The 23,266-nt window shown below is 70.7% G+C and carries 18 protein-coding genes; 10 read left to right on the forward strand and 8 right to left on the reverse strand.

Annotated elements, in window-relative coordinates:
* Nucleotides 1–9: 9 nt before the first annotated feature.
* The 5 genes from KIK09_RS02410 to KIK09_RS02430 all read right to left on the reverse strand — a co-directional run bounded on the left by KIK09_RS02410 (nt 10) and on the right by KIK09_RS02430 (nt 10,616).
* The gene (locus KIK09_RS02410) at nt 10–3,252 is read right to left on the reverse strand and encodes a choice-of-anchor Z repeating domain-containing protein (protein WP_214316936.1); all 3,243 of its coding nucleotides are present in this window, start codon (nt 3,250–3,252) and stop codon (nt 10–12) included.
* Nucleotides 3,249–7,475, reverse strand: coding sequence for a DUF6603 domain-containing protein (locus KIK09_RS02415; protein ID WP_214316937.1), 4,227 nt, complete (start codon nt 7,473–7,475; stop codon nt 3,249–3,251). The genes KIK09_RS02410 and KIK09_RS02415 overlap by 4 nt, the downstream gene beginning before the upstream one ends.
* Nucleotides 7,476–7,485: 10 nt before the next feature.
* Nucleotides 7,486–8,928 (reverse strand): exonuclease/endonuclease/phosphatase family protein, encoded by a 1,443-nt coding sequence (locus KIK09_RS02420; protein WP_214316938.1) that lies wholly within the window; start codon nt 8,926–8,928, stop codon nt 7,486–7,488.
* Nucleotides 8,929–9,099: 171 nt separating this feature from the next.
* The gene (locus tag KIK09_RS02425) at nt 9,100–9,933 is read right to left on the reverse strand and encodes an alpha/beta fold hydrolase (protein WP_214316939.1); all 834 of its coding nucleotides are present in this window, start codon (nt 9,931–9,933) and stop codon (nt 9,100–9,102) included.
* 74 nt (nt 9,934–10,007) lie between these two features.
* Nucleotides 10,008–10,616: a hypothetical protein gene (locus KIK09_RS02430; protein ID WP_214316940.1), complete on the reverse strand. Its 609-nt coding sequence runs from the start codon at nt 10,614–10,616 to the stop codon at nt 10,008–10,010.
* A gap of 68 nt (nt 10,617–10,684) precedes the next feature.
* Here KIK09_RS02430 and KIK09_RS02435 point away from each other — a divergent pair, with 68 nt between their 5' ends.
* The 4 genes from KIK09_RS02435 (at nt 10,685) to KIK09_RS02450 (ending at nt 14,726) form a co-directional block, all read left to right on the forward strand.
* Nucleotides 10,685–12,067: a tetratricopeptide repeat protein gene (locus tag KIK09_RS02435; RefSeq protein WP_250572650.1), complete on the forward strand. Its 1,383-nt coding sequence runs from the start codon at nt 10,685–10,687 to the stop codon at nt 12,065–12,067.
* A 31-nt stretch (nt 12,068–12,098) separates the two neighbouring features.
* Nucleotides 12,099–12,917, forward strand: coding sequence for a PIG-L family deacetylase (locus KIK09_RS02440; protein WP_214316942.1), 819 nt, complete (start codon nt 12,099–12,101; stop codon nt 12,915–12,917).
* Between the two features lie 519 nt (nt 12,918–13,436).
* Nucleotides 13,437–14,345: a hypothetical protein gene (locus KIK09_RS02445; RefSeq protein ID WP_214316943.1), complete on the forward strand. Its 909-nt coding sequence runs from the start codon at nt 13,437–13,439 to the stop codon at nt 14,343–14,345.
* 21 nt (nt 14,346–14,366) lie between these two features.
* Nucleotides 14,367–14,726, forward strand: a complete 360-nt coding sequence (locus KIK09_RS02450; RefSeq protein WP_214316944.1) for a sensor histidine kinase — start codon at nt 14,367–14,369, stop codon at nt 14,724–14,726.
* On the opposite strand, the gene KIK09_RS02455 is transcribed toward KIK09_RS02450, so the two are convergent.
* Entirely contained in the window at nt 14,723–15,544 is an 822-nt protein-coding gene (locus tag KIK09_RS02455) for an SDR family NAD(P)-dependent oxidoreductase (RefSeq protein ID WP_214316945.1), read from the reverse strand. The two genes, KIK09_RS02450 and KIK09_RS02455, sit on opposite strands and share 4 nt — an antisense overlap.
* A gap of 115 nt (nt 15,545–15,659) precedes the next feature.
* Between KIK09_RS02455 and KIK09_RS02460 the strand changes: the two genes are divergently transcribed.
* Nucleotides 15,660–16,250 carry a TetR/AcrR family transcriptional regulator gene (locus KIK09_RS02460; RefSeq protein ID WP_214316946.1) on the forward strand — a complete coding sequence of 197 codons (591 nt, stop codon included), beginning with the start codon at nt 15,660–15,662 and terminating at the stop codon, nt 16,248–16,250.
* 153 nt (nt 16,251–16,403) lie between these two features.
* Nucleotides 16,404–17,144 carry a phosphotransferase gene (locus KIK09_RS02465; protein ID WP_214316947.1) on the forward strand — a complete coding sequence of 247 codons (741 nt, stop codon included), beginning with the start codon at nt 16,404–16,406 and terminating at the stop codon, nt 17,142–17,144.
* Here the strand turns inward: KIK09_RS02465 and KIK09_RS02470 are convergent.
* Nucleotides 17,137–18,057 (reverse strand): carbohydrate kinase family protein, encoded by a 921-nt coding sequence (locus KIK09_RS02470; protein ID WP_214316948.1) that lies wholly within the window; start codon nt 18,055–18,057, stop codon nt 17,137–17,139. The genes KIK09_RS02465 and KIK09_RS02470 overlap by 8 nt on opposite strands.
* A 139-nt stretch (nt 18,058–18,196) precedes the next feature.
* Between KIK09_RS02470 and KIK09_RS02475 the strand changes: the two genes are divergently transcribed.
* The 4 genes from KIK09_RS02475 (at nt 18,197) to KIK09_RS02490 (ending at nt 22,562) form a co-directional block, all read left to right on the forward strand.
* Entirely contained in the window at nt 18,197–19,171 is a 975-nt protein-coding gene (locus tag KIK09_RS02475) for a sugar ABC transporter substrate-binding protein (RefSeq protein ID WP_250572489.1), read from the forward strand.
* Between the two features lies 1 nt (nt 19,172).
* Complete coding sequence (locus tag KIK09_RS02480; RefSeq protein ID WP_214316950.1) at nt 19,173–20,147, forward strand: ABC transporter permease; 975 nt, start codon at nt 19,173–19,175, stop codon at nt 20,145–20,147.
* Entirely contained in the window at nt 20,144–20,956 is an 813-nt protein-coding gene (locus tag KIK09_RS02485; RefSeq protein WP_214316951.1) for an ATP-binding cassette domain-containing protein, read from the forward strand. The genes KIK09_RS02480 and KIK09_RS02485 overlap by 4 nt, the downstream gene beginning before the upstream one ends.
* Nucleotides 20,957–21,578: 622 nt before the next feature.
* A complete protein-coding gene (locus tag KIK09_RS02490; RefSeq protein WP_214316952.1) occupies nt 21,579–22,562 on the forward strand; it encodes a LacI family DNA-binding transcriptional regulator in 984 nt (327 codons plus the stop codon).
* Nucleotides 22,563–22,572: 10 nt separating this feature from the next.
* Here KIK09_RS02490 and KIK09_RS02495 read toward each other — a convergent pair whose 3' ends face one another.
* Nucleotides 22,573–23,241, reverse strand: a complete 669-nt coding sequence (locus KIK09_RS02495) for a DUF4386 family protein (protein ID WP_214316953.1) — start codon at nt 23,239–23,241, stop codon at nt 22,573–22,575.
* Between the last annotated feature and the right edge of the window lie 25 nt (nt 23,242–23,266).

Consider the following 23,266-nt stretch of genomic DNA (forward strand, 5'->3'; position numbering starts at 1 on the left):
GGGAGCCGCTCATGAGTTCCTCGGGATGAAGGTTTGTGATTCCGGGGCCCGCACGACCTGCAGGGCATAGGCGCCTGAGCCGAATCCGCAGGTCACGGTCAGGGTGAAGTCGCCGGTCCCGGCGACGACGGTGCCGGGTTCGAGCAGGCCGGCGGCGGGCTGCGGCGCGATGACGTCGAATGTCAGGGCGTTCGAGGTCAGCCCGCCCGACACCACGGTGATCGCCGCCTGCCCGGCGGCCGTCAGCAGGGCGGCGGGCACCGTGGCCGTGACCTGCTCGGTGTCGTCGACCTCCGTGGTGAGCACCGTGGTGTCCCAGTAGACCTTCGCGTCGGTGCCGAAGTTGACGCCGTCGATCGTCAGTGTCACCACCGGGCTCTGGGCGAGCGCGAGGGCGACGGCGGGCGAGATCAGGGTGAGGGTGGGCCGGGGGCCGGTGATGGTGAAGGTGGCCGGCTGCGATGACGCCTCGCCCGCCAGGACCGTGACCGACGCGGTGCCCTGGGCGGCGAGCAGGTCCTTGGGGACCGCCGCCACAAGCTGCCTGCCGTCCGTGACGACCCGGGTGGGCAGCGGCGAGCCGTTCCACTGCACGACGCTGCCGCCGTCGAAGCCCGTGCCCTGCACGGTCAGGGCGAAGCCCAGCGCGCCGGCCGGTTGCAGGGCGGGTTCCAGGAGGTCGATGGCCGCTCCGGCGTCCACCACGGTGAAGGTCGCATCGTTCGAGGTGGCCTCGCCCGAGGTGACGGTCACGGTGGCCGTACCGGGATCGGCGAGGTCCGCCTCGGTGACGACGGCTGTCACCTCCAGCGCGCTGACCACATGAGTGGCGAGATCCGTGCCGTTCCACCGCACCTTGGCGTCGGCGCCGAAGCCCCGCCCCCGCACCGTCAGGGTGAGCTGCTCGCTGTCGGCGACGGCCACGTCCGGCGCAAGCTCGTCGATGGCCAGCGCGGCGTCGATGGTGAAGGTCAGGGGCTCCGACGTGGCGCCGCCGCTGGTGACCGTCACGGTGGCGGTTCCGGCTTGGGCGACCCGGTCGGCGGACACGGCGGCCTGGAGTTGCCGGTCGCTGACGAAGGTGGTGGTGAGCGGGGTGCCGTTCCAGTGCACGACGGCGTCGTCGGCGAAGGGCAGGACGCCGGCCGCGCTCTCCAGCAGGCCGGCGAGGGACGCGGCCTGGAGCACGCCGCCGACCGCTCCGTCGGCCGGTGTCCGCTGCGGCGGCGTGACCGGCGTGGCGTTGCTGATCTGCGTGCCGACCGCGGCGGGCAGGGTGAGGCAGCGCGGGTGGATCCCGTCGTCCTCGGCGCCGAAGCGCAGGCCCTGGTACGGCTCGCTCAGCCGGACGGTGTCGGGCACGCCCTGGAACAGCGACAGGCGGACCGCCGGAGCCGGGCAGTCGTCCCGGATGACCGGCAGCGGCGCTCCACCCAGAGTGGGCGCGACCACGAGAGCCGGCCAGCCGGCGACGAGCTGCGAGCGGATCAGCACCCCGGTCACGCCGGTGCCGCCGGCCGCGCCCATCGACAGCCGCGTACGGTGCCGCGCCACGGCGGCCTCCAGCCGCGGCCGGCAGGACGACAGGAGAGCGAGGTCCGCCGAGCCGTGCACCGCCAGGCTGAGCGCGCCGGCGACGGCGGCGTCGATCCAGCCCTGGTCCACGTAGAAGAAGCGGATCGACTCCGCCGGCAGCATGCGGGGATCGGGCACCAGGTGCGAGAACGGCACCGGGCGCAGCAGCGTGAGGTTGGCGAGCCAGCCGGCGATCGCGTCGATCTCCTCCTGGAGGTCGGTCGTCACCGCCTGCGCGGCCTCCGGCAGCGCCAGCACGTCCCGCGGGTGCAGGGTCCTGCGCCGGGGCCGACGGCTTGCGGGGCGGGCAGGGCGGTCGCCGTCGCGTACCGACGCCAGGACGTCCGTCCACGTCCGTCCCAGGCCGGCGCCCATGCGGGAGGAGAAGTACGCCCGCGTCGGCTTCGGCGCGAGATCGACCTGGCGGCCGAGGGCCATGCGCTGCGACAGCCGGCCCAGCGCCGCGCGGGCCGACTGGCGGTAGCCGTTGATCGACCGGGCGAACGCGCTGTCGGCGAGGGCCAGCTGCCGGCCGATGTTCCACGCCGCCGCGTAGCTGAGATCGAACAGCCCTTCTTCCGCGAGATAGATCATCAGGGCGTCGGCGCTGGTGGCCTGGCGCGGATCGACCTGCGGGTCGCCGACCGCCGGCAGGGGTTGCGGGACGGTCGGGCTGAAGGGCCCGCGATACCAGGCGAAGCTGGTCTCGCCGGTTCCTGCGACGAACGTCAGGGGCGCGTAGCCGTTGCCCAGGTGGGAGAGCACCGCCGGATCGACGCCCGAGGAAGAGGCGACCGGCAGGCACAGGGCGGGGGTGGCCTGCTCGCTGTCGATCAGCCCTTGCACGAGCTGGGTGAAGCTCTCTCCGGTCTGCGGCAAGGAGACGAAGGTCCAGCCGGTCAGCGTCACCAGCTGGACGTCCTTGGGGCCGCTGCCGCCCTGCCGCTGCGGGATCGGCGTGCCGTCGGGGCCGAGATAGTCGGCGTACCCCTCCAGCGAGACCAGATGAGCGTAGTAGCGCAGCGGCGTGGCGTTCCCCTGCCGGGTGTCGGCGACCGCCAGCCGGTTCGCCAGCAGGACCGACAGCAGCGCCTCGCCTTCCCGCGCCGACGGCGCCGCCCGGCAGTGCGCCAGGTAGGGCAGCTCGTCGGTCTGAGGTACGACGGCGGTGAAGGCGTCCCCGGTGACCGTGATGGTCTGGCACTGCGACGCCAGGGTGGCCTCTGACAGCCAGCCGTCCGGGAACTGCGGTTTGAGCACGTTCGGGTCGACGGCCGTCAGGTCCTGCACGGTGCAGGTCGCGACCGGATTGTTCGAACCCTGCTGGAGGCGTATCTCGCCGTCGGCGAAGACCAGCAGCGCCAGCCACGCCCGGGGGCACGCCGCATCGGGCAGGTCGTCGCCGGGGACGAGGGCGCGCTCCCAGGGCAGCGCCGGGTCGGTGAGCACGACGAAGGGCAGCGACTGGCCGTAGATGTCCGACGACCCGACCGGCGGGTACACGGTGTGGACGATGCGCTGGTCGATGACGAACTCGGGCGCTTGAACGTCGAAGCCCTGCTGGAGACTGTAGGCAGGCGTCGAGCCCTGGCCGGAGACGGTGTGCTTGACCGCGATCTGGTGCTCGCCGGGCGCCAGCGCCGGGAAGTGACCGTCGAAGAACTGGACCGTGCTCATGTGACCACCAGGGGCTCGGCGGCGAAGAGGCTCCCGGCCGTGCCGGCGAAGGAGGTCATCGCATCGTTGGGCGTGTCAGGGGCGTACTGGAGGTTGCTCAGGCTGGTGAAGATGTCGCCACGCGCCTGCTGGACCGTCGTCGCGGCTATCCCGGAGCTCGCGTCGCAGATCCGGCTGATCGTGTCCCCGGTGTAGACCGGCACGTCGCCCTGCGGTTGCGCCGAACCGCTGAGCGGTAGCTCCGCGCCGGACAGGCCGAGGTCGATCGAGGCGAGGGCCTGTTCGACGCTGACGGGCCCGGCGGTGGCGCCCGACTGCGGCACCTGTACGGCGAGCGCCAGGCCGGTGATCTGGTCCGGTACGAGCTGGTCACCGGCCTGCGGGACCCGCGAGCCGCTCCCGCTGCCCCACAACGAGCTGGGCACGGCCTTGCGCAGCGGCGCGATGTCGAAGGCGGCGGAGACGTCGTTGCCGTCGTTGTCGGTCAGGGTGACGGTCAGGTCGGAGGTGACGCCGGTCCACCCCAGCGGATAGACGTCGAACGAGTCGCCGTTGAAGGCGTGGGTGGAGCCGGCGGCGGCCTGGGTCACCGGGATGGGGGTGGCCACCGTACAGGCGAACGTGCTCCCGCGCACCGGCCAGGCCGCGCCGGCGGATTCGGAGGTGCCCGACGGGATCAGGCCGGCGTCCGGCGTGGCTGACAGGACGTTGGGCGCGTTGGGCAGCATCGTCTCGATGTCGCTCCAGCCGTTGATCTTCGGCCCGGCCTGCTTGCCCTGGCCGAAGGGGACGGTGAAGGAGATGACCGTCCAGTCGACCGTGATCTCGCCGCCGGTCGGCGGTCCCCAAGACTCGAGGTTGCAGCCCAGCTCCACCTTGATGGTCACGGAGGTGATCAGCAGGTTCAGCTTGTACGAGGCCCCGACCGTGATGCCGATGTCGGCGTCGAACCAGAACGGCTTCCAGTTCACGATGATGTCGGCGTGCGCGTCGAACCAGGCTTTGAGGCCGCCCGACTGGTAGGTGGCCTCGAGCCGGCCGCCGGCCATGATGGCCGCCGGGGTGAGGGCGAGATAGGCGTCGCCGCTGATGGTGATGGACGCGTCCATCGCCCAGTGGAAGCCCACCGGCGGTACGGCGGGGTAATAGCTGGGGGGCGAGAATCCGGCGTTGTAGCCGCCCAGCGTCAGCACGAAGTCGCCGGCGTGGGCGTTGTCGCCGTACCAGACGAAGAAGGCGAAACCGCCGGTCAGGACGCACGCCCGATCGAGCAGGAAGGAGCTGCGGGCCAGCACGGCCTGGGCCGAGAACACGCCCTCGTCAGGCGCGAAACGGACGTCGAAGTCCAGTTCGATGTTGGCGTAGCACGGCCCGCTGTTGCTCTCCGCGGACTGCGGGAACGTCGCGCGCGCGTCGCCGATCAGCGAGATGACCAGCTCCTGCCCGACCTCGACGAACAGCATCGCCTGGGAGTGGACGAGGTCGTAGCTGGTGAAGGTGATCCCCGCGGCGAACCACAGCGCCCCGGCCTGGTCGCTCACCCAGGGAGGCGTGGTGCCCATGATGACGCCGAGCACCTTGACGGGCGTCGGGTCCGTCCCGAACAGGCTCGTGTTGGACGCGGTCGAGCCCGGCAGGACCTGGACGAAGGGGAAGGTCTGCACCTCGTCGATGGTCGGCAGGCGCAGGTTGGAGTTGTAGCCGAAGCCCAGCGCCGCGCCGGTGACGTAGAACGCCGGCGGGCCGCCGATGGGGTAGCTCAGGTCGCCGAAGAGGAACATCGACGGGAAGCCCGAAGGGTCGCCGTAGTACCCGAAGGCCTCGAGAGTCAGCGAGCCGGTCGAGACGACGAGCCCGCCTTCGAGGTCGAGGGCCTTGCTGCCCGGCGGGGACAGGTTGACCAGGGTGCCGGCGATCTCCAGCGGCGGCTGACGGTAGGCCACGCCGAGGCCCTGGAGGCAGAAATCCGGGGCGAAACTGGTCAGGGGCGAGCCGATGCCGAGCCCTTGGAGGTTGAGCGTCAGCGGACCGAAGAGCAGCGTCGCGTCCAGCTCGAACCACAGGGCCTGCTCGCTCGACTGGTACAGGACGCCGATGCGATTGATCGACACCGGTCCGAAGCTGCGCTGGACGGTGTACCAGGTGATCTCGTCCGCCGTCGCCGCCTCGGGCACGGGCGCGTACGCCTGCGACTGGCTCGAACCGCCGCCCAGGCTGACGCTGACCGGCGAGGTGTCGCTGCCGATCTGCAAGGCGGCCGAGGCGAGGAAGGTCCCAGGAACGCCCTTGGTCGGCAGGAGCGGGTAGTCCGCACCGAGGCTTTGGATGAGGTTGTTGATGGCGCTGGGGTCGGTGATCGAGTCGCTGGCGATCAGGACCTGGAGGTCGCTGATCGAGACGTTCTCGATGTCGGCCAGTTCCTTGCCGACCAGCGGCAGGTCGGACAGGCTGAAAGTCTGGCCGGTGGCCAGGCAGAAGGCATAGACGCGCGTCTGGCCGTTCTTGAGGGTGACGAAGGCGGCGTCGCCGTAGGTCCGCGACTGCGCGCCGAACGCCAGGCTGTCGTCCGTGAAATCGTAGATCAGCGTGGCGCCGGTCAGCGCCAGGTCGAGGCCGGACGGGATCGTCGGCATGGACGTCCAGCCGAAGGCATTGGCGACGTCGGCGAACCCGAGCGGCTGCCCCCGGTCGGTCCAGCTCGCGGTCATCTTCTTGTCGGTGGCGTCGAGATCGATCTCGACGTCGAAGAACTGCTCACCGATCTGCAGGCCGCCCTGCAGCTGGTAGGACAGCTGCCCGCCGGTCGAGGCGATGACCGCCTGAACGGTGATGTCCAGCGGCCCGGTGTCGAGGCCCAGCGTGAACAGGCCCTGCGCCGTTCCGTACAGCTGCCAGTCATAGTCGCTGCCGGTCTTGCTGAAGGTCATGCCGAAGTCTTCGAACTCGATCTGCTGCAGGCATGACGGCACGTCGACGGCGCCCTCGGAGATCCCGCTCACCAGGTCCTGCAAGTTGACCGAGCCGGTGAAGCCGGCGGCGATGCTGAGGTCACCGGCCGTGTCGGCGGTGATCTCGAACCCGAACACGCCATCGAAGACGTCCGGGTAGTAGACCTCCGCGGTGGCGTTGAAGTTGGCCAGGACGGTGGAGGTGGCGTCGAACGGCGTCAGAACCGAGCAGTTGAGCGTCCATCCCTCCAGCGTGAACTGCCCCAGCGTCCACGTCCCCGTCGTCCCTATCCCGCCGGTGATGTCCATGACCTTGGGCGCCTTGACGTCGAAGGTCGCACCGAGACTGGCCAGGCCGACGCTGGAGAAGACGTCTGTCAGCAGCGAGGGGATCGACTTCGTGTAGTCGACTCCGCCGATCAGATTGACGATCTCGTCGGGCGTGATGGGATTGCCGGTCGCCGCCATGGTGAGGCAGATGTTCGGCGATCCCTCGATCAGCGCGGCCTGGAAGGTGCTGAACGGCTGGCCGTTGACGCTGAGCGTCGAGGCGAAGGCCAGCCAGTAGGCCAGGAACCCGTTCTCGTCGGTCTCGCTGGTCACCAGGACCTGGGGCAGGGACAGCTTGAAGGATGTGTCGGCGGTGATGGGCGCGTCGATGGTGCCGGTCAGCGCCATGGGCGGCGGGTCGCTCGTCGGATCGACCGTCCCGCACAGCACGATGGTGTCGCTGGAGTCGAGGCTGTCCATCAGCTCCAGCAGGAGGGCGGCGGGGCCGTCGAGCCCGAGGAAAGCGGCGACGTTCAGGCCCTTGACGAGGGCGAGAGCGGGCACCTTCGGCTGCCACACATAGCTGGTCGTGGCGGCCGTGGTGACCAGGAACGAGGGCTGGGTGATGGTCATGGTGGTGAACGGCGCGGTCTGCAGCGACGGGAAACTGGTGCTGAACGCCCAGTCCGAGGGCAAGGTGGCGACGATCAGCGCATCGACCGTGCTGTCGCTCTCCAGGGTGAAGACGACCAGCGTCGGAACCGACGTCACCCCCAGGAACGTGGCCGTGCCCGAGACGCTGAGCTGATTCGCGTCAGGCGCAGGAACCTGGCCGGTGAACGCGACGGACAGATCCTGCGTCAGGTTCAGACCGGCCTGGACGGTGGTGTCGAAACCGGTCGCCGGGGTCAGCCCGGCGGCCGTCAGGGTGGCTTCCGCGACGGTGATGGCACCCTTTGCGTCCACCTGGGACTGGAGCACGGACTGCAGATCCAGAAGACTCATTTCCGCGCTCCTAGACGTCGATCATGAGAGGCAGATGGTCGCTGGTGCTGAATCTTCTGCCCAGGTAGTCCCACAATTGGAAAAGGCTCGCGTAGAACGCCGCTCCGGAGCTGCCGGGCTGGACCCCGCCCACGCCCTGCGTAGCAGGCGGAATAGCGGTCAGCATCTTCATCCCCATGGTGCTGGGGAAGTTCAGGCCTCCCGTCAGTTCCGCTGTGACCCCCTGCGGTGGGTTGAATTGGTTGTAGGGCGTGCCGGTCAGCGTATTGACGACGGTGATATTGGCCGCGGCGCCCGCTCCGCCATAAGCCGTGAGAATATTGTCGATCGCGCCGGTGTCGTTGATGCCCCGAAACGAACCTCCCATGTAACCGGCGCGCGGATAAACATTGTGCTGCGGATCGGTAGGCGCGCCGTTGGTGTTGTTGTAGGGCGTCCCCTGGTCGGCCGGCAGCAGATGCGTCATGCAGTACGGCTTGCGGGCCGGGACGACGTTGCCGGCATGTGCCACCCGCGAGTCGAGTTCCATCGTGTAGATGCCGCCCGAGCCTGCGAGCAGGTTCGTGTAGGCGTCGGCGGCAGGGCTGAAGGTGTCGACGTTGAAGTCACCGAGCAGGACGTTGACCTCGCCCGCGTTGACGGCGCTGATCTGGGGGACGTTCGCCAGTTGCTGGACCGCGCCCCGACCCGTGGCCGGAGAGCTGTGGACGCTGAAGAGGTTGATCGTGCGGTTGCCGCCCACGTCGAGGAAGCGCGTGTAGAACGGCCCCCGGCATCCGGCGTTGGGAAACTGCAGGCGGTTGGGCGGCATCGCCGGTGGCAGCGGCGAGGGAACCGGCCGGTTGGTGTTGGCGGCGTAATACTGCCATTCGCCGGCAAGCTGGTTCTCGGCGATCGACTGGTTGATCGCCGGGAAGGCGGTGGTCCGTCCCAGGGCCGGCATCGCGCCGAGCCAGGGGGCGGGATAGGGGATCATGGCGGCGAAGGTCGCCTGGTTGACCGGTTGGCTCTGCCCGACGACAGTGCCCGGCGGGCCGTAGAGCTGGTAGAAGAGGTTCGGGCCGGTGAACTGGACCGTGCCGGCGTTGTAGAAGACTGCGACGGCCTCTCGCTGGCCGAGCTCGCCGAGGTTGAGCAGTGGAACGACGCACCAGTTCGTACCGGCGGCGCCAAGGGTGGCGTCCGCGCGAATCCGGGCCAGCAACCGCAGGACGGCCTGTGCGGCATCGCTGCCCGGGTTGAGCACAATGCCTTCCGCCCCGATTTCGCGTACCCGCGAATAGACCTCGACCACCACGATGATGTCGGGAATGGGGCCGCCGACCGGGCCGCGCATCACCTCGACGATATGGGACTGCCGGGAAGAGGCCGCGCTCGACGTGATCCAGGTTGCCGGGTCGTAGATTTTGGGCAGTGAGAAATTACCGATGTTCCAATAAAGGATGCGGGTCACGATGGCGCCCTCCTGATGATCACAGTACTTCCGCTCGCGCGGGCACCGCCGTGCGCCATTCCCAGCCGCCGGGTCAAAATGTTCTCCGCGCCCCTTTGCCCGTTTATGGGTCCGCCGCCCGGAAATGACGAAGGGCCGGTACGGCAATTGCCGTACCGGCCCTTCGTGCTGTCAACTGATTCTGGACTGCAGCCAGGGTCGCAGGATGGGCAGGGCGTTGGTGGGTTGCATGGCCTGGGTGTGGTCGAGGCCGTCCAGGATCTCGACGTCCCAGCCGAGGGATTCCAGTTCCGCGCGCCGTTCCATCATCGGGCCGGCGATGCGGACGCGGACGTCGCCCCAGCGCTCGCCGTACACGATCTCGTCGGCCGAGCCGGCGAAGCACAGGCGCGGGCAGGTGACCCGAGGCTGTGCGGCCAGGTCGTCGAAGCCGCGCAGGGCCTCGTAGAGGGTGACGAACTGGCGGGTCTGATCCTCGTTCATGGTCACCTCGACGCTGTCCCAGTCGAAGTCGCCCTCGCTCGGACTCTGGGACGGCTCGGCGGGCTTGCCGGCCATCTCGTGGGTGGCCAGGGTGACCTTCAGCATCTCCGCGTACGGCCCGCCCAGCGGCGGGAAGCCGCCCATGACCAGCGCCGACAGCCGGTCGGTGCGGATGGCGAGCTGCAGCCCGCTGAGCGCCAGCCACGAGTAGCCGTAGTAGGCGAAGCGGTCCGCCCCCGCCGCGTCGGCGATGGCCTGGATGTCGGCCGCGATGTTGGCGGGCGTGAGCGTGTCCGGCTTGGGGTTGGCCAGGACGTGTCCCTCGTAGTCGAAGGCAACGACCGTGAAGGCGTCCTTCAGCCCGTCGATGAGGGTGCGGCCGAGCGCCGGGTCCATCCCCCAGGCGCGCAGTTCCTCGGCCTTGGGTCCTTCGGCAGGCGCGGGGTTGACGGGGAGGAGCACGGCGGGGCCGTCGCCGTGCACCTCGAACTCGATCTCGCTTCCATCGTGCAGTCTCGCCACGAGAACTCCTTACGGCATAAACCAATCTTGGTAGGACAATACCTTATGCCATAAGGAGTTCTCTTCCGGTGGGGTCAGTCGGCGATGTAGGTCACCGACCGCACCGCGTACCCGGCGGTCTTGCCGCCTCTGACGTGCATCGTCATCGCGCCGCCCTCGTAGGACCACTGGCACGCCCAGCCGTGCGGCTCCGCCGTACAGCCCTGATAGGTGTACGGCACGCCGTGCGGGTCGAAGCGGGCACGGAAGATCGTCGAGACGGCCGAGGCCGAGGCGACCTCGAGCCCGCGGTTCCTGTCGCCCGCCTTCCAGGCGTCGAACAGCCACAGCGCGGCCTTTCCCGGCTTGGTCAGGTGCCGCGACTCGTACACCTTCGCGACCTTGGACCCGGAGACGATCATGAGGATGCCGTCGAGCCCGCCAGGCACCGTGACGCTGGTGTGCCTGAACCGGCACGCGTTGCCCGAGCAGCCGGCGAACACGTCCGGCGCCCGGTAGGGATAGGCGAAGATCGTCTTGACCGCCGCGGGGCCGGCGACCTTGGCCGCCGCGACCTTGTCTGCGCTCAACCACGCGTGGAAGAGCTTCTTGGCCACCGAGGCCGGGCCGGCCGCCTGGGCCGGTAACGGGAAGAGCAGCATCGCGCAGGCCGCCACGGCGCCTGCCACCCATCGCTTGAGCATGGCTGGAACGTAGCCCGCCTGGACCGTTCCGAATAGACCCTGAATTTCCTACAATTTGTGTGGTGAACATGGATCAGCACGGTCTCGCGCTGAGCGGCGCGAGCCAAGCGATACGGCACTACGACCAGGCGATCGACGAGCTGCTGCACTTCAGGATCGAGGTGGACGCGGAGACCGGCGCGGCGCTCGAGGCGGATCCGGACTTCCCGATGGGCAACGTCCTGTCCGCCTATCTTGGGCTGCTGACCACCGAGTCGGCAGACGCGCACCAGGCCAGGGAGCGCTTCGCCGCCTTCCGCGGCAGGATCGACCACGCGGCCTTGCTGCCGCGCGAGCGGGCGCACGTGGAGGCGGTCCAGGCACTGCTCGACGGCGACTTCCACACCAGCGGCGAACTGCTGCAGCGCATCACCGAGGAACACCCACGTGACGCGCTCGCGCTGGCGGTGGGGCACCAGATCGACTTCTTCACCGGCGACGCGCGCTCGCTGCGCGACAGGATCGGCGGCGCGCTGAACTCCTGGCACGACGACGACCGGCACTACGGCCACGTGCTCGGCATGTACGCCTTCGGGCTGGAAGAGGCAGGACACTACGACAGATCCGAGGACGTCGGGCTGCGCGCCGTCGAACTCAACCAGCGCGATGTGTGGGGCATCCACGCCGTCGTGCACACCTACGAGATGCAGGGCCGCTTCGGTGAGGGCCTGCGGTACATGGACACGCGGGTGGACGACTGGTCGAAGGACACCTTCTTCAACGTCCACAACTGGTGGCACTACTCGCTGTACGCGCTGGAGGCCGCGGACGTGCCGCGGGCGCTGGCGATCTACGACGCGGTGCTCGCGGGCGGGCAGTCGTCGATGGAGCTGCTCGACGCGGCGGCGCTGCTGTGGCGGCTCTACCTCGAGGACGACGTCCAGCACGAGCGCTGGACCGCGCTGGCCTCGATGTGGCCCACGCTGGTGGACGAGCCGTTCTACGCCTTCAACGACATGCACGCCGTGATGTCCTTCGTGGGCGCCGGGCGGATCGCCGACGCCGAGAAGCTCATCGCCACGCGCGAGGCCTACGTCGCCTCGCCGGTTCCCGGCGTGTCCAACGTCGCCATGACGTCGCGCGTGGGGCTGCCGGTGTGCCGGGCTCTGGTCGCGTACGGCAAGCGGGACTACCCGGCCGTGGTCGACCTGCTCTACCCGATCCGGCACCGGGTCAACGAGTTCGGCGGCAGCCACGCACAGCGCGACGCGGTGCAGAAGACGCTGCTCGAGGCGACGCTGCGCTCCGGGCGCCACGACCTGGCGCGGGTGCTGGTCAGCGAGCGGATCAACGTGCGGCCGTGCAGCCCGTTCAACTGGCTCAAGCAGGCCTCCCTGGCCGAGCGCATCGGCGACTCCGCCGCCGCGACGGCCGCCCGTCTGCGCGCGGAGGAGCTGGTACGGCAGGCCTGATTGTCGGACGGGCGAGGTACGCTCGCGACCTATGGGTCAACTTACTTTGATGGTGGTCCACGCCCACCCCGATGACGAGGTCATCAGCACCGGCGGCATCCTGGCCCGCTACACCGAGGAGGGCATCCGCACGGTCCTGGTGACCTGTACGAACGGCGAGCAGGGCGACGGCCCCGGCGGCGTCAAACCGGGTGACACCGGCCATGACGACGCCGCCGTGGCCGAGCGCCGGCTCGGCGAGCTGCGCGAGTCGGTCGCCCACCTCGGCATCAGCGACCTTGAGCTGCTTGGATACCGTGACTCGGGCATGGAGGGCTGGGACACCAACGGCCATCCCGATGCCTTCGCCAACGTGCCCGTCGAGACGGCGGCGGCCAAACTTGCCGAGCTCATCGAGCGGTATCGCCCGCAGGTGGTCGTGACCTATGACGAGACGGGCGGGGGCGGCTACGGGCACCCCGACCACGTGCAGGCTCACCGCATCACCGTCGCGGCCGTCGAGTCCACCGGCATTCCCGACAAGTTCTACTACACGGCGATCCCCCGGTCGGGCATCAAGCAGATGTTCCAGGTGATGAAGGATCAGGGGGTCGAGCTCGACTTCGAGCCCTCGGACGACTTCGGCACTCCTGACGAGCGGGTGACGGCGGTCGTCGACGTCTCGCCGTACGTGGAGCGCAAGGTCAAGGCGCTGCGGGCGCACGAGAGCCAGGGCGAGAACATCTTTCTGCTCCGGATGCCCGACGAGGCGCAACACCTGGTCTTCTCCCGCGAGGCCTTCGAACGCAAGCTCTGCAAGGTGAACGCCCCCGCCCACGAGGAAGACCTCTTCGCCGGCCTCCACCCCTAACCCCTAATCCCCAACCCCACCCACCAAACCCACCGGCGTGCTGGCCCCCACAACCCCAGCACGCCCCAACACCCCAAGCCCACCCCCCACCCGCCGAACCCCAACGCAGCACGCGCCCCGGCACCGCGCACTACAGCCCGCCCGCCGCAGCCCGTGACTTGCGACCCGCGACCCGCGCGCCGCAACCTTGCGACGCGGCCCGCGACCCCGCGCCGCGACCCGCGACCAGCGCGCCGCAACCTTCGCGACGCGACCCGCGCGCTGCGACCTGCAGCCCGCGCCCCGCACGCCGCAACCGGTGACCCGCGACCAGCGCGCCGCCACCCTCATGACCCAGCCCGCGACGCACGCTGCAGCCTGCGGGCCGCGCCCGCACGCCACAACCCGTGACCCGCGACCAGCGCTGCGGGGCTCGTGGCATGGGTCGTGTGTCGCTGCTGCCGAGGTCCCTCTTGTGGGGGAAGGGGTTCACCCAGGGGAGGGAGCCGGTTGGGGGTGGAGGGCCGGGAGAGTCGGGGCATGGGTGTGATTCTGGTGGCGTATGCGGTGATCCATGTGTACTGGGCGGTGGCGGGTGGGCCGCACTTCGCGATCTTCGGGGAGTCGTTCGTGCCGGGCGTGTGGACGCCGGTGGTGCTGTCGGGGCTGGCGCTGGGCGCCTGGCTTCTGGTGGCGCGGCGTCCCGGCAGGGCCGCAGTCGCGTTGGGGTGGGGCGCCGGGGTGGGGATGCTGCTGTACTCGTTCATGTTCGCGCTCGACCTGGCCGGGATGCTGTTCGGCGAGCCGACGGACTGGCCGGGGTTCCTGATCAGGAGCCTGGGAGTCACCGGCGGGCTGCTGCTGGTCCTGCGCACCGCGGCCACGCGGCGCACGCTGGTCGGCGCCTGCCCGGACTGCGGGCGCGTGCACGGCCGCTCGCCGGAGCGGCGTACGGATGCCGTGCCACGGTGGGCCTTCGCCGCCGCCTATCTGGCGCTCGCGGGGAGCCTGGCGCGGATGGGGGCCGAGCTGGTCATGGGGTTGCCGTGGTCTCCCAGCGACCCTTCGTCGCTGCCCTTCCTGATCGCGTACGGCCTGGCCGGGGTCGTCCTGCCACCGGCGCTGGTGCACCGGTGGGGCAGGATCTGGCCGAGCTGGGTGGTGCCGCTGGCGGGGCGGGACGTGCCGCGGTGGCTGGTGGCCGGCCCGGCGATGCTCGTCGGGTTCGGGCTGAGCGGATACTTCGGGCTGGCCGGGATGACGCACGTCGTCATGGGCGACCTCGACCCGGCGCGGCCGCTGTGGTGGACGCTGGCCGTCGTGCCCGGGTACACCGTGTGGGGGCTCGGGCTGGTCGTGGCGGCCGTGCCGTACCTGTCGATCACTCGCAGGCCCTGCCGTCTTCAACGAGGCCTCAACGAATCCTCAACCGTGTCGCTCGCAGGATGAACACATAAGGAGGTGTTCATCATGAAGCAGGCGTGCACCGACTCGCTGACGGAGTACCTGACGCACTGGTCGGCGCGGACCGGGATCGCGGTGGAGACGTGGGCGCTCGCCTCCCTGCCTCGCGGGGACGCGCGCGCCGTGCTGGAGACCGTACGGCTGGCCCTGGAGCACGTGGCACGGGCGGGCGCGACCACCGTGTCGGTCGCCGTCACCCATGGCGGCCGCGGGCTGCGGCTGACGATCAGCGACAACGGCCCCGGCACCGCCGCGACCGAGGGCGTCGCGGCGATGCGGGCGGCCTTCGCCAGGATCGGCGGAACGCTCACCGTGCACGCCTACCCCGGAGAAGGCACGACCGTCAACGGCGTGCGCGGGGTCTAGCCCGCGGCCTTGCGGCTCAGGGACTCCCAGGCCCGGTATTCGGCGGTCCTGGCCTGGTCCATCTGCTGGACCAGGTCGTAGGAGCGGGAGCCGACGATGAGGCGGCTCGGCGGCTCGGGCAGGTCCACGAGCTCCATGATCACGGGCGCGGCGGTGGCGGGGTCGGCGTCCTCGGCCTCCGACCAGGTTTTGGCCAGCTCCTCCCGCAGGGAGGCGTAGGCCGGGTTCTCCTGGGTCACCGTGGTGCCCTGGGTGAACAGGCCGGTCTGGTACCCGCCGGGCTGCACGACGGTGACCTTGATGCCGAAGGGCGCCACCTCCATCGCCAGGGCGTGGCTGAGCGAGTCGAGGGCCGCCTTGCCCGCGCCGTAGAGGCCGACCGAGGCGTACCCTCCCCCGGTGCCCATCGACGTGACCTGCAGGATGTGCCCGTGGCCCTGCTCGCGCAGGTGCGGCACGACGGCCTGCGCCACCCAGATCGCGCCGAACAGGTTGACGTCCAGGTGAGCCCTGATCTGCTCCTCGGTGGCCTCCTCGACCATGCCGAACAGCAGCCCGCCCGCGTTGTTGACCGCGACGTCGACCCGGCCGAACGCCGCGAAGGCCCGCTCCACCCCGGCGAACACCGCCGCCCTGTCGGCCACGTCCATCGGGAAGACGACGAGGCGCTCGGGGTGCTGTGCCACGAGGTCGGCGAGCGGGTCGACGTCGCGGGCGACTCCCACGACCCGCTCCCCCGCGGCCAGCGCCGCCTCTGCGAAGGCGCGACCCAGGCCCCGGGAGGCGCCCGTGATGAACCAGACGCGTGCTTCGGTCATGTCACTCCTTCGATCGAATCGAGACGAGACGGTCCGTCTCGTCCTGCGGTACGTTGCCTGAAATTTCGGGAACTGTCAAGACGGACCGTCTCGTCTCGTTGCTAGGGTGGCCCGCATGAGTGAGAAGCCGAACCCGGCCCGCCGCAGCGAGCGCTCCCGTCAGGCGATCCTGGCGGCCGCCCGCGAGCTGGTCTCCGAGAGCGGGTACGCCAAGGTCAGCATCGAGGCCATCGCGGCCAGGGCGGGCGTGGGCAAGCAGACGATCTACCGGTGGTGGCCGTCGAAGGGCGCGGTGGTGTTCGACGCGATCCTCGACCTCAGCAGGGCGGAGGGCGGCGAGATCGCGCTACCCGACACCGGTGACATCGCGGCGGATCTCAGGACGGTCATGCGAGCCACGGTCGCGGAGTTCGCCGACCCTGCCTTCGAGGCGCCGATCAGGGCGCTCACCGTGGAGATCGCCAACGACCCCGACCTCGCGGCGGCCTACCGGGACCGCCTGGCCCGTCCCGTCGAGGAGGCCAAGAAGGCCCGCCTCCGCTCCGCCCAGGCGGCCGGTCAGATCGCCCAGGACGCCGACCTGGACCTCGCCGTCGAGTTCCTCTACGCCCCGCTCTTCCAGCGCTGGCTCCACCGCTCGGGCCCCCTCACCCCCGAGTACGCCGACGCCCTGGTGACCCTCACCCTCAAAGCCCTCGCCCCCTAGGGCCCTTCCGGTAGGCGCCGGGCGGGACGCCGTCGTCGACGGCGTGTGGGAGACTGCCGCGGGACCCGCGCGCTTCGCAGAACGCCTGACAGTGGAGGACGGACTCATCACCGACATCCAGGCCTGCTTCGACGCCCGTCCCTTCGCCCGCGGATGACCGGCGAGCAGCCCCTGCACGGCGGGAACGTCAGCGCCGGCGTCGTCCGCGTCGGCGACACCGTCCGCCGCCCCGCGGGCCCGTGGACGCCCGCCGTGCACGCCCTGCTGACCCACCTCCACGACGTCGGCTTCCGCGGCGCGCCGCGCCCGCTCGGGATCGACGAGCAGGGGCGCGAGGTGCTGACCTTCGCCCCCGGCGAGGTGGTCTGGCCGGACCGGTTCGCGCTGATGGAGCGGGGATTGGGCCGGGTGGCCCGACTGATCCGCGACTTCCACGACGCCGTGGCGGGGTTCGTCCCGCCGCCGGACGCGCGCTGGCGGGTGCTCATCCCCGCCGACGGCGCCGAGATCATCGCCCACCACGACCTGGCTCCGTGGAACCTGGTGGCGGGCGAGGAGTGGGTGTTCATCGACTGGGACACCGCCGCTCCGGGCACCCGGTTGTGGGACGTGGCCTACGCCCTGCACGGGTTCGTGCCGCTGTCGGCCAGTCCAGCCTGGCAGCGGGAGGACGCACCCGCCCGGGTCCGCGAGTTCGCCGACGCCTACGGGCTCGACGAGCGCCAGCGGCGGGAGCTGGTGCCGCTGCTGGCCCGCCGTACCCGCTCGATGCACGACTTCCTGAGGGATCAGACGACCGAGCCGTGGACCAGGCTCTGGGCGGAGGGGCACGGCGCGGTCTGGGCGGCCGACGCCGACTACATCGAGCGGATCCAGCACCGGCTGCTCACCTGAGCCGGTCCGCCCACGGCGGGTTGGCGCCGGCGACCTCGCAGGTCAGCGCCGCCACGCGGACGGCGAAGGCGGCCGCGTCCGCCGCGGTGTCCAGGTCGAGGCGGTCCAGGCGGCCGCCGAGGTGGCCGAGCTCGTCCAGCCGGTGCAGGAGCCCGGCCGTGAACGCGTCCCCGGCGCCCACCGTGTCGACCACCTTCACCTTCGGAGCGGGCACCGACGCCCGCGCCCTGTCCAGCGAGACCAGCGCGCCGGCGCCGCCCCTGGTCACCACGATCAGCCGGGCACCGGCCTCGTGCCAGATGTCGCAGGCCGCCTCCACCGCCACGCCGGGAAGCAGCACCTCCAGGTCCTCCTGGCTCAGCTTGAGCACGTCGGCCACGGCGCACCACCGGGTGACCGGGTAGTCGGCGGGGTCGGCGAGGCTGGGCCGTACGTTGGGGTCGATCGAGATCGTGGCCCGCGCGGAGACCGTGGCGAGGAACTCCTCGACGGCGGCCGCCCCGGGCGGGCGCACCAGCGCCAGCGAGCCGGTGTGCAGGCACGACGCGCCGTCCAGACGGCCCGGGTCAAGCTCGGCGGGGGTCCACTGCCAGTCGGCCGTGCCCTCGGCGTGGAAGGAGTAGGTGGCCTGGCCGTCCGCGTCGAGCGCGGCGATGGCCAGCGTGCTCGGCTCCGCCGCGGCCACGCAGGCCGACAGGTCCACCCCCGAGGCCGACAGGTGGTCCAGGAAGAGCCGGCCGAACACGTCGCCGGACACCCGGCCGAGGAAGCGGGTCGCGGTGCCCAGCCGGGCCAGCGCCACCGCCGTGTTCGCGGGGCTGCCCCCGGGCAGGACCCGCAGCGCGAGCTCCTCCTCGTGGGGCAGGCGGGTGGCGAAAGCGTCGGCCACGCACTCGCCGAGGACAGCGATCATCAGCTCTCCAGAGTTGCCGATTCGTTACAGGCTGAGGGCATTGACGTTTCCCGCAATCGAGTTCATCATCGCAGCACGGCGGATGTCAACGTTGACATATGTCAACGATGACATCGAATCCCCCCAGATAGGAAGCACCATGATGAAGAAGCTCTCGGCCGGCTTGCTGGCGACCGCGCTCCTGGTCACGGGCTGCGGAGGCGGCGGCAAGTCGGGCACCCCCAAGGTCGGGCTGATCACCAAGACGGAGACGAACCCCTTCTTCGTCAAGATGAAGGAGGGCGCGCAGAAGGCCGCCAAGGACAACGGCCTGGAGCTGATGACCGCCGCGGGCAAGTTCGACGGCGACAACGCCGCCCAGATCACCGCGATCGAGAACATGGTGGCCGCCGGGGTCAAGGGCATCCTCATCACCCCGAGCGACACCAAGGCCATCGTCCCGGCGATCAAGAAGGCCCGCGACGCCGGCGTCCTGGTGATCGCGCTGGACACGCCGACCGACCCGCAGGACGCCACCGACGCGCTGTTCGCCACCGACAACCTCAAGGCCGGCGAGCTGATCGGCCAGTACGCCAAGGCCGCGATGGCCGGCAAGCCCGCCAAGATCGCCACGCTGGACCTGGCGCCGGGCATCACCGTCGGCAAGCTGCGCCACGACGGCTTCCTCAAGGGGTACGGCATCGCCGAGGGCGACCCGCAGATCGTCTGCTCCCAGGACACCCGCGGCGACCAGGCCAAGGGCCAGGAGGCCATGGAGAACTGCCTGCAGAAGGCGCCCGACGTCAACCTCGTCTACACCATCAACGAGCCCGCCGCGCTCGGCGCCTACACCGCGCTCAAGGCCAAGGGCAGGGACAAGGACACGATGATCGTCTCCGTGGACGGCGGCTGCACCGGCACCAAGGCCGTGCAGGGAGGCCAGATCGCGGCCACCTCGCAGCAGTACCCGCTGAAGATGGCCACCGACGGCGTCAAGGCCGTCGCCGACTTCGCCAAGACCGGCAAGAAGGCCTCCGGCTACACCGACACCGGTGTCACGCTGATCACCGACAAGGCCGTGTCCGGGGTCGAGGGCAAGGACACCGCCTTCGGCCTGGCCAACTGCTGGGGCTGACATGGCCGTCGCTGTAGAGGCTCGACTGCCGCGCAAGCTGCTGGCCACGCCCGTCGCGGGACCGCTGGCCGCGCTCGTGCTGGCCTGCGCGTTCTTCGCGGTCAACACCGACCAGTTCCTGTCGGGCGGCAACTTCTCGCTGATCATCCAGCAGGTCATGGTGGTGGGCACGCTGGCCATCGGCCAGACGCTGATCATCCTGACCGCCGGGATCGACCTGTCCAACGGCGCGATCATGGCCTTCGGCGGGATCGTGATGACCAAGCTGGCCGTGGGCGGCGGGCTGCCGCCGGTGCTGGCGATCGTCGCGGGGCTCGCCGTGTGCGCCGCGTTCGGGCTGGCCAACGGGCTACTGGTGACGCGGATCTCGCTGCCGCCGTTCATCGTCACGCTGGGCATGCTGAACGTGGTGTTCGCGCTGACGCACATCTACTCCCAGGACCAGACGGTCACGCAGCTGCCCGCCGTACTGACGTTCCTGGGGCAGACGTTCAGCGTCGGCGGGACGAACGTCACCTACGGGTCGCTGCTCACGATCCTGCTGTTCCTGCTGTTCGCCTACCTGCTGGGACAGACCGCCTGGGGCAAGCACGTCTACGCGCTCGGCAACAGCCAGGAGGTCGCGCGGCTGACCGGGATCAGGACGCAGCGGCTGACGGTCGGCGTCTACACGCTGGCCGGGTTCGTGTACGGCATCGCGGCGCTGCTGCTGGTGTCGCGGACGGGCGTCGGCGACCCGCAGGCCGGGCAGACCGACAACCTGGACAGCATCACCGCGGTCGTGCTCGGCGGCACCTCGCTGTTCGGCGGTCGGGGACTGGTGCTCGGCACGCTGATCGGGGCGCTCATCGTCGGCGTCTTCCGCAACGGGCTGCAGCTGATGGGCGTACCGTCGATCTATCAGACCCTCATCACCGGGATCCTGGTGATCCTCGCCGTCACCATCGACCAGATCTCCCGCAGGAGGAGCCGATGACCACGCCGGTGCTCCAGGCCCGGGGCCTGGTCAAACGCTACGGCCACGTGACCGCGCTCGACGGCGCCGACTTCGACCTGATGCCGGGCGAGGTGCTCGCGGTCATCGGCGACAACGGCGCGGGCAAGTCCAGCCTGATCAAGGCGCTGACCGGCGCCATGCAGCCCGACTCCGGCGAGCTGCTGCTCGACGGCGAGCGGCTGCGCTTCCGCGACCCGCTCGAGGCGCGCAGGCACGGCATCGAGACCGTCTACCAGGACCTGGCGGTGGCGGCCTCGCTGGACATCTCGACCAACATGTTCCTCGGCCGCGAGGTGCGCAGGCCCGGGTTCCTCGGCAGCGTGCTGCGCATGCTGGACAAGAGGCGCATGCGTGAGGAGTCGGCCGAGCACATGGCCGCGCTCAAGATCGGGCTGCCGTCGCTGGCGGTGCCGGTCGAGTCGCTGTCGGGCGGCCAGCGGCAGGGCGTCGCGGTCGCCCGGGCGGTGGCGTGGGCCTCGCGGGTGGTCGTCATGGACGAGCCGACGGCCGCGCTCGGGGTCAAGGAGTCGGGGCAGGTGCTCGACATGATCAGGCGGGTCCGCGACCGGGGGCTGCCGGTGGTGCTGATCAGCCACAACATGCCGCACGTCTTCGAGATCGCGGACCGCATCCACGTCCAGCGCCTCGGCCGCCGGGTGGCCCAGCTCACGCCCGCCGACCACAGCATGGCCGAGGTCGTCGCCATCATGACCGGCGCCCTCACCGTCTCCGACGGCAAGGCGGTCGTCACCGACCGCAACGCGGCCGATGCCATCGGACTGACCTGACGATCTTGTACGGCAAGCCACCGCACTGGGCGTTTTGGTGATCCTGTACGGCAAGCCGCCCCACCGCCAACCACCGCACTCCGGCTGGGCCCTGTCCAGGGAGACGCTCCTCCGGTGATGCGCGTCGCCCGCCATAACGCCCCACGGGACCCGCCTGGGTGGTTTCCCCGGCACCCCCACGGCTCACCCCAGGCGCCGGGTCGGCGAGGAGGGGTACGGCGGAGCCCGGCGCCCAGTACGGCGGGAGGCGGGGGCCCAGTACGGCGGGGACTCGGTACGGCAGAGCCCGGCGCCCGGTAGGGCGGGAGGCGGGGCCGGGGGGCCACGAGCACGGAGGACGTGGCGGCGGGCAAGGGGCACCGACTCGCCAGAAGCGCCGGGCGCGGGCCCTCAGCCGGAGTACGGCGGGCGGCCGGTGGCGGCGGCCTCGCCGTACAAGATGATCGTGAACGTCGGCGGGCGGCCGGCAGTGGCCTCGCCGCACAAGATGATCACGAAGGTCGGGGACGTAAGAAGGTCGGGGTGCGAGACGTAATGGGCGGCGGTGGGAAGATCGTGGACTGTCGTACCGTATGGCGAGGAGGGATGTGAGGTGGGTGTGCGGCGGCCGACGATGACTGATGTGGCGCGTGAGGTCGGGGTGACGGCCAAGACCGTCTCGCGCGTGCTCAACAACGAGGATCCCGTCGCCCCCGAGACGCGCGAGCGCGTCATGGAGGCCGTGCGCAAGCTCGGCTACCAGCCGAACCTCATGGCCAGGAACATGCGCGTCGGCGCCCGCGACGCGGCGATCGGGCTGGTCATCCCCGAGATGGGCAACCCGTTCTTCGGCACCGTGGCGGGCGGGATCGAGAGCGCGATCCGCGCCCGCGGGCTGACGCTGATTGTGGGGTCGTCGAGCGAGACGGCCGAGCTGGAGCAGTCGCTGATCGCCGCGTTCCTGGCCCGGCAGGTGAGCGCGCTGATGGTGGTGCCGTCGGCGGCCAGCGACCACCGCCACCTGCGGAGCGAGCGCCTGGCCGGGCTGCCGATCGTCTTCCTGGACCGGCCGGCCGTCGGGATGACCGCCGACTGCGTGGTGAGCGCCAACCGGGAGGGAGCCAGGGAAGGGGTGCGGCACCTGGTGTCCTTCGGGCACCGGCGGATCGGGTTCATCGGCGACCTGCCGGCGACGCTCTACACGCGGCGCGAACGCTTCCAGGGATACCGCGACGCGCTGGAGGAGGCGGGGATCGGCTTCGACAGGGCGCTGGTGGAGACGGGCCACGACCAGGAGGCGGCCAGGGAGGCGACGCTGCGGCTGCTGGCCCTCCCCGACCCGCCGACCGCCCTGTTCGCCGCCAACAACCTGGCCGCGATGGGCACGGTGCTCGGCCTGGCCGGCGCGGGGCGCAAGGACGTGGCACTGGTGGGCTACGACGACCTGCCGCTGGCGGAGGTCCTGGATCCGCCGCTCACGGTCGTGGCCCAGGACCCGGCCGCGCTGGGGGCCGCGGCGGCGGAGCTGGTGCTCGCGCGCCTGGCCGGCGACCGTTCCAGGGCCCACCGCACGCTCATCCCCACCCGCCTGGTCGTCCGCGGCTCCGGCGAGCTCCCGCCTCCCTGACGCGGCGCGGTCAGGAGACCGGCTGCGGGACGGGCAGGCGGTCGCGCGCGACCCGGACCGCCAAGGCCACCATCCAGACGCTCCACCCGAGGTACCCCGCGAAGTTGACGGCGCCGGGAAACCCGAGCGGAACCAGCAGCCCCGTGGCGATGGCCAGGGCCGACCCGGCCCCGAGGGCGGTGAACCAGCGTGGCGTGCCGGTGAGGGCGCGCAGGACCAGCAGGGTCCACGCCGCGGTGAACAGGTAGCCGAGGGTCTCGCCGACGGCCACCCCCAGGTAGTCGTTGAGCGCCGCGAAGACCGTCTCCGCGGTCCGCGGGTCGGCCGCGTGGGTCCGCGCGAGCGCCGGGACCGCGAACGGCCAGCGCAGCAGCCCGAGCAGCTGCACGAGCCCGGCGATCAGCCCGGCGTGCACCGCCAGCGTGGCGACCGGCCCCGGCGCGAGGCGGCGGCCGAGCAGGACGGCCGCGGGAATGAGCAGGCCTGCCCCGAGCGCGAGCAGCAGGAAGTATCCGCTGATCGCCCCCGCTCCGGCGGCGAAGCGCGCCAGCACCTCCCCCGACGGCCGGCCGAGCACCGCGGGGTAGTCGAAGCTCGCCCCGAGCCCTGCGAAGGCGGCGTTCGCGGCGACGACGCCGCCCGCCAGCGCTGTGACCAGGGCCCATTTCTCCAGACGCATGACACGCCCCTAACTCTGAACGGTG

The organism is Nonomuraea sediminis, assembly GCF_018531495.1.
GTDB lineage: Bacteria > Actinomycetota > Actinomycetes > Streptosporangiales > Streptosporangiaceae > Nonomuraea > Nonomuraea sediminis.